Here is a 7,349-nt window from a genome sequence, read left to right on the forward strand (position 1 = left end):
GATTAGCTGGTCATAAATGTGAACTAACGCCATCGCTATTCAGTTATATTTTTAAACCGCTACTAAGTAATACAGATTATCAGTGGTACTAAATAGAGGGTGCAGGTAATTTAATTTTATAAGGGGGAAAAAGTATGAGTAATGCAGCGATTTCTGTAAAAGGGTTAAAAAAAGCTTTTAGAGATAAAGAAGTCTTAAAGGGAGTGGATTTTGAGGTGCAGCGTGGAGAAATTTTCGCGCTGCTAGGCTCAAATGGAGCGGGAAAGACGACAATAGTCAACATCCTTTCGACGCTACTGAAACAAGATGGCGGTGAAGGAAGTATTTGCGGATTTGATATTAAGCGCCAACCAGATCATGTTCGTCAAAGTATTAGTTTGACAGGGCAGTTCGCAGCTTTAGACGGCATGTTAACTGGGAGAGAAAACTTGATAATGGTTGCTAAGTTACGCAGAGTTTCCAATCCTGCACAAGTCGCTGACAATTTGCTTGAGAGATTTAGCTTGACTGGTGCAGCTAATCAGAGGGCAGATCAGTATTCAGGTGGGATGAAGCGCCGGCTTGATATCGCAATGAGTTTGATCGGGGCGCCAGCAGTTATTTTTCTTGACGAACCAACGACTGGGCTTGATCCGGAAGCGCGGATTGAAGTTTGGGATACAGTGAAGGAACTTGCTGGTAGCGGCACAACGATCTTACTCACAACTCAATACTTGGAGGAAGCAGAACAACTGGCTGACCGTATCGCTATTTTACATGGCGGAAAAATTATTACGACAGGTACTCTTACTGAACTGAAAGAGATGTTCCCACCAGCTAAAGTGGAGTATATCGAGAAGCAGCCGACATTGGAAGAAATTTTCCTTGCGATTATCGGTAAAAAGGAGGAGATGTAAATGAAAAGCAAAACAGGGGTATTACTAGGGCGCTTAATGCGTAACATTATGCGTAGTCCTGATACAATTATTACAGTAGCGATTACACCGATTATGATGATGCTATTATTTGTCTACGTATTTGGCGGCGCAATACAAACAGGAACAGAAAACTACGTTAATTATTTATTGCCGGGAATTTTGCTAATGGCTATCGCATCCGGTGTAGCTTACACTTCCGTGCGACTATTTACGGATGTAAAGAGTGGGCTAATGGCACGTTTCATTACGATGCCTATTAAGCGCTCATCGATATTGTGGGCTCACGTATTAACCTCTCTTGTTGCTAATGTACTTACTATCGTGGTGGTTATTCTTGTTGCACTCTTAATGGGCTTTCGTTCCAGTGCGAATATGCTAGATTGGCTTGCAGTAGCTGGGATACTAGGAATGTTTACGTTATCGCTCACATGGCTAGCTATCATTCCAGGGCTGAAAGCGAAGTCTATGGAAGGGGCGACAGCATATTCGTACCCACTCGTTTTTCTTCCATTTATTAGTTCGGCCTTCGTACCTACCGAAACGATGCCAAAAATTGTTCGTGCATTTGCTGAAAACCAGCCTGTCACTTCAATTGTGAATGCGATTCGTGCTCTATTATATGAAGGAACTGTTGGTAACGATATTTGGATTGCGCTCACTTGGTGCATAGGTATAATGATTATCTCTTACTTTTTCGCTAGCAAAGCATTTAAACGTCAGTTAGGGTAAGTATCGAGGTGACTTAATTTATCGGAATGATATATATGTTTAGAAAAGTACGGGGGGGACGTGCTTTTCTTTTTATATGGTCCATTTCATTCAGCGAGAAGGAAAATTTTTTAGATATAGAGAAACACTAGTTGATTGGCAATTGGGTAAGTTAAGGAGAGCATATTTATAATGAATACTACAAAAACCACAGGGTGCTTTACTATTGTTGATAATAATGAAGGAAAAATATTACTAGTTAAACGAAATGATTATCCTATCTGGATTTGCCTGGGGGAAGACTAGAAGAAAATGAACAGTTAGAGAAGTGTGCTATAAGAGAAACTAAAGAAGAAACAGGCTATATAATTGTTATTGAGCGTAAAATAGGAGAATATCACCAGCCTCAATACGATGATATGCAACATTTATTTTCAGGGAGATTACTAGGAGGAGAGCCAATAAATAATGGACCTGAAACTGCAAAAATTGGGTGGTTTAATCCTAGTAGATTACCTTTGTTAATGGTTCCAAATAGGCGAAAACAGATCAGTAATTTTATGAAACACAAAAATTCATTAATAAAGGAGACATTAAAGACACCAATTATAGTAAGGCTATTGAGAAAAATTATATGAGGTGGTTAGTGGATTAGCCGTTGTTTTAGTTGAGCAGTTCGATGACATAAGAGCATGTTTTGATTAAACTTTTTTCAAAATATGCTCTTTCTATTTGTCTTTTACCAGTATTATACTCATTGTATTTGAAAATATGGGCAACTGGTAACGAACTAAACTCAATATTTTGAGGTTTAACTAGTCACTGCTTATGGAGTGTATAAGCATAACCGCTCTTGTAAATCTTTTAATACTTCTTCAGGCATTTCCCTAATTGTAATATCTTTACCTAGGAAAAGCAGCCAATTTGTCATCTCTGTCACTTCATCGGAATTGTGAACATCGATAAATGTTTTTAAAATAGCTGTAGATTGGTAAGGGTTTGTATAAGATATTGAAACTTTGAAAGGGTGGTACTTTTTGAACTGTGCAATTGCTTTCGGACCAAGTTCAAATACAAGGTTAATTGCTTCGTCCTTCTTACTCAGTCTTTCTAAAATCTGTTTCTTATGTAACCTCTTTTTGGGCGTGTACGGTTCGATATTGATGAGGTCATCGACAGGAAACATCAGCTTCTTTTCTTCTTTTAAGTCAAATCCTTCAATCATCCAATAGCTTTTTTCTTTATAAAGGTGTAATAGGTAAATTGGATAAGACTTGATTTCTTCTTTGACAGTAATCAATAAATATCTATCCAAAAGAAGGATTTGAATGAGTTTTTCTAACATAGGGTGAGGAAGGTCAGAAAGCTCAAGTAGATCAGGGTTATGAGGATTAGTCCCTTCAAAAAGCAAAAGTTGATTTAAAAGAACAAGGTCATCTTGCTGGGTTTCTGAAATGAGTCCTAGTAGCTTTTCCGCTAAAGATTGCCGACTCTTTAGATAAGGGAGTTGTTGATTTCTTGTAGCCATAAAGGCAATAAAAAGAGCTTTCACTTCGTTATCAGTAAAGCGAACAACGGGTAGGATAGAATTATGCATGACAAAATATCCACCAGACCTCCCAACTTCAGCGACAAGTGGCATCCCCATAGCTTCTATTTCTCTAATGTCTCTAATAGCTGTTGATCGTGATATATTAAATTCTCGTATGATTTCTGAAATTGTAAAGTGGGAGCGGTTGTTGATATACCGCATAATTGTATTAATCCGTTCAACTTTTTTCATTTTGGTCTCCTAAACAGTATCATTTTTTGACATGGTTTAAAGGTATTATAAACGTATCAGATGAAAAGATAAATCGTTTGATTAATAAAAAAAGAGGAAGGTTTTGAATATGAAAAATTATACGATTGAAGAAAAAGATAGCTTTATTGTGCTAGGTATTGGAACTGAAATTAAAAGTGACTATACAGACTTTGTGGGAATAAATAAAGAAAAGGAAGACTTTTGGTCGGCCGTTAAAGAAGATGGAAGACTGGATACTTTAAAAGCTTTAGCTACAAATGAATACATTTTTTCTGTGAGCGAAGCAGTGAATAATAAGATGATGTATTATGCTGGTGTTATGACAGAAGCACAAATAGAAGAAGAATCTAGAGTGATTCAGTTTCCTAAGGGAGAATACTTAGTGGTGAAAGGTGAAGACAAAACGGCTGAAGAGCTAAGCAATAAGCTGACTGGCATCGCCTTTGGTCAAGCTTTACCAGATGCAAAAGATTTTGCCTATGTTGGTGGGCCAAATACAACGGTTGAGATGGGAAAAAGAAATGGTTTAGTGTTTGGTGAAATGTGGATTCCAGTTGTTAGGAAGTAAAGGGTACGAATATGAAAAGTAGAGGCTAACAATTTTGCATTGTTGGCCTTTTTGATGTCCATATTGTTTTAATTACTTTTTTAATAATATAACTTAATAAATTTTAATATACGTTATGTATAACAGATATTTATCTTATGAAATAAGGGGGATATTATGACTGAGACAAACGAACCTTCAGGAGGCAATTTGAAAAAAGATATGAAATTTTCTATTATAATTCCTGCACATAATGAAGAAAAGTACATTGGAAAATGTTTAGATTCCATTGTAAAGGCATCAGAGGCATATAAAGAGCAAACGGAAGTTATAGTTGTTTTAAATCGTTGCACCGATAAAACAGAGGAAATAGCAAAATCTTATCATTGTATTACATTAAAAAATAATGATAAAAACTTATCTAAAATCCGAAATGCAGGGGCGAAAATAGCTAGTGGAGAAATAATCGTTACTATAGACGCTGATACCATAATGACAGAGTCTATGTTGTCTAATGTAGATACATATTTAGCTTCAGGTAAATACATTGGTGGTGGGGTAAATGGGAAGTTCGAAAGAATATCTTTAGGAATATTTCTGTCCGCAATGTTAATAATAATCCCCTTACTTTTTAAGTACGGAGCTATATCTGTAGGGATTTTTTGGTGCTATAAAAAAGATTTCATGGCAATTAACGGATTTAATGAAAACATGCTGATGGCAGAAGATGCAGATTTCGCGAAACGGTTAAAAGAATGGGGAAAGCGAAATAATAAGAAATTCGGTACCATTAAAAATGGAATGATAACTTCATGCAGGAGATTTGATACATATGGAGACTGGGCTTTACTTAAAAATCCAAAAGTAATCTTAGCTTATCTAAAAGGAAATGATAGAAAATATGCAGATAAGACATATTATGATAATCAAGAAAGGTAACGCTTGAGAAAATCGGTAGGAAATAGTGAAAATAGCTGATTTTCTAATATATAATGAGAGCACAACTTAATTTAATAGATATGATAATAAAACCATTGATTGGTCCTTTTTCAAATCAATGGTTTTTATTTTTGAAATAAATATGTATTTTTTATAAAAATATTTTTTGACCCCCATAAAACGATGTTTTCCTCCGAATATATATAGTGGAAAAATAAGATAGAAGAAAAATGATTATGAAAGAATATTGAAGTATTAATAAAAATTACTAGATTAAGTTGAGCATCTAAAATAAAAGGATGAAATTACTAATTATATAGAGAAGAGTTATTTAAGGATTGCCGATAAAATAGAAAAAGAATAAGCAAAACGAACGGTAGAAAATAAGAAAGTACCTTAAAATATAGGATTAACTTTAGTACCGAGAGAAAACGTTGGGAAAAGTTAGACTTGAAAAATATAACTAACAGCAAGAAGAAAAGACCAAAGAAAAGTACTACCAAAATGTGGTTAAATGGTCGCTTGTTTAGTGACCATTTTTCTATTTAAAGCAGAGGGAGGCTGAGAGATCGCCAGTGTTAAGTTTAGTAATGAAGATCTTAAGAAAACCGAAAATAGAAGATATCGTATGTAACATACAAAACAACGGAGAAGATAAGGAAGCCTTTATCGTTCAGTATCAGCCGTTTATTAGAAAATCAATTTCGTCTGTTTGCCGCCGATATATTACAGAACAGGATGATGAATATAGTATTGGATTGTTTGCGTTTAACGAAGCAATTGAACAGTATTCATATAAAAAAGGGAAATCTTTTCTAGCGTTTGCTGATCTTCTTATAAAAAGAGATGTAATTGACTATATACGCAAGGAGTCTAAGCATAACCGTGTCTTTTTAAAAGAAGATGAGCAAGAGGAAATGTTAGAAATGCAAGTATCGCTTACGGAGTATATGAAAGAGATGGACAATAGTAACCGTAAGGAGGAAATTCTTCATTTTCAAAGTGTGTTAGCTGAGTTTAAAATCACATTTTCAGAGCTTGCGAAAGAATCTCCTAAGCATCGTGACACCCGAGAGCACTTAATAGAAATTGTAAAGATGATTATAAAGGAAGAGGAAATGATGGAGGAGCTGTTCCGAAAGAAAAAGTTACCGCTTAAACGTATTGAACCACGTGTGAGGGTAAGTCGTAAAACGTTGGAAAGACATAGAAAATACATTATTGCAATGTGTATTATTTTTGCAAACAACTATACATATATTCTTGATTACATAAGAGGAGAAAAGCATGATGAATAAAGGAATTGTGATGGATATAAAAAAGCATAGCGTAGTTGTTTTAACACCAAATGGAGAGTTTATTACGTGTAAAAGAAAAGGGGATTCTTGCATGATTGGAGAGGAAATCTCGTTTGAAGAACAAGAACAAAGAGCATCTCGTTTTTCAATCCCTTATTTCTTAAAGCCGGCATCATTACTTGCTGCTTGTTTTCTATGTGGGCTGTTATTTTTCTACAATCAACCAGAAGAAAAGGTGTTTGCTTACGTCTCAGTTGATATAAATCCAAGTTTAGAGGCGAGCGTTACGAAGGATCTTCGTGTTATAGATTTGCGGGCTTGTAATGATGACGGAAGGCGTATTTTAAAAGAAATGAAACGGTGGGAAAATAAGCATCTGCAAGATGTGATACGCACTATTATAAAGCAAAGTCAAGAGGATAAATATTTAACGAATGATAAGCAAGTTATGCTAACAGCTATTGCAAAGGACAAGTCGTTAGAACCACAGTTGGAAAAGGCTATGCTGGAATTAAAGAAAGAATATGAGTTCAAACATATTACAGTCGAATATCAAAGCAGTACGATGCAAATACGGGAGGATGCCAAGAAAGCAGGAGTTGGAACGGGTGTTTATATAAAACAAGAAAATGAGAAGAAAAAGTTGCTTACCCCACCTGCACCGCCGTCTTATCAAGAACAGCAAAAGTCATCTTCTGATGTATCATCGGACGCATCTCCTGTAAAAGAAGAAAGCAACGAGAGGGGAGAGTATATAGAACAACAGCAATCTAAGGCACAACAACCGAAGCAAATAAAAGAAAATAATAGAAATCAACAGGAGAACAACGGAAGAGAATTGCAGCAAGGAAACATCGGAAGAGGATCGCAAGGGAATAAAGGGCACCAGCAAGAGAACAACGGAAGAGGGTCCCAAGGAAATAATGGGAATCAGGAAGGAAACAATGGAAGAGGGTCCCAAGGAAATAATGGGCACCAGCAAGAGAACAACGGAAGAGGGTCCCAAGGAAATAATGGGAATCAGGAAGGAAACAATGGAAGAGGATCGCAAGGGAATACTGGGCACCAGCAAGAGAACAACGGAAGAGGCTCGCAAGGGAATAATGGGAATCAGAAAGGAAACAATGGAAGAGGGT

The 7,349-nt window shown here is 36.1% G+C and carries 8 protein-coding genes; 7 read left to right on the top strand and 1 reads right to left on the bottom strand.

The window, feature by feature from the left end:
- Window positions 1-134 precede the first annotated feature (134 nt).
- From PDK19_RS26175 to PDK19_RS26185, 3 genes are all read left to right on the top strand, one after another.
- A complete protein-coding gene (locus PDK19_RS26175; protein WP_000063318.1) occupies window positions 135-896 on the top strand; it encodes an ABC transporter ATP-binding protein in 762 nt (253 codons plus the stop codon).
- On the top strand, window positions 897-1,646 hold the full coding sequence (locus PDK19_RS26180; protein WP_000837838.1) for an ABC transporter permease: 750 nt from the start codon (window positions 897-899) through the stop codon (window positions 1,644-1,646).
- Window positions 1,647-1,912: 266 nt separating this feature from the next.
- Window positions 1,913-2,263, top strand: coding sequence for an NUDIX hydrolase (locus tag PDK19_RS26185; RefSeq protein WP_014893579.1), 351 nt, complete (start codon window positions 1,913-1,915; stop codon window positions 2,261-2,263).
- A 188-nt stretch (window positions 2,264-2,451) separates the two neighbouring features.
- Here PDK19_RS26185 and PDK19_RS26190 read toward each other — a convergent pair whose 3' ends face one another.
- Window positions 2,452-3,408: a helix-turn-helix transcriptional regulator gene (locus PDK19_RS26190; protein WP_000755035.1), complete on the bottom strand. Its 957-nt coding sequence runs from the start codon at window positions 3,406-3,408 to the stop codon at window positions 2,452-2,454.
- A gap of 109 nt (window positions 3,409-3,517) precedes the next feature.
- Between PDK19_RS26190 and PDK19_RS26195 the strand changes: the two genes are divergently transcribed.
- The 4 genes from PDK19_RS26195 to PDK19_RS26210 form a co-directional block, all read left to right on the top strand.
- Complete coding sequence (locus PDK19_RS26195; RefSeq protein ID WP_000801031.1) at window positions 3,518-3,997, top strand: GyrI-like domain-containing protein; 480 nt, start codon at window positions 3,518-3,520, stop codon at window positions 3,995-3,997.
- Between the two features lie 156 nt (window positions 3,998-4,153).
- The gene (locus tag PDK19_RS26200; protein WP_000140995.1) at window positions 4,154-4,915 is read left to right on the top strand and encodes a glycosyltransferase; all 762 of its coding nucleotides are present in this window, start codon (window positions 4,154-4,156) and stop codon (window positions 4,913-4,915) included.
- A 575-nt stretch (window positions 4,916-5,490) separates the two neighbouring features.
- On the top strand, window positions 5,491-6,213 hold the full coding sequence (gene sigI / locus PDK19_RS26205) for an RNA polymerase sigma factor SigI (RefSeq protein WP_000950303.1): 723 nt from the start codon (window positions 5,491-5,493) through the stop codon (window positions 6,211-6,213).
- Window positions 6,206-7,349, top strand: a 1,144-nt coding sequence (locus PDK19_RS26210; RefSeq protein ID WP_442868816.1) for an anti-sigma-I factor RsgI family protein, incomplete at its 3' end; no start/stop codon positions are given. The genes sigI and PDK19_RS26210, both read left to right, overlap by 8 nt.

Source organism: Bacillus cereus group sp. BcHK124, from assembly GCF_027712065.1.
Classification (GTDB): Bacteria; Bacillota; Bacilli; order Bacillales; family Bacillaceae_G; genus Bacillus_A; species Bacillus_A pacificus.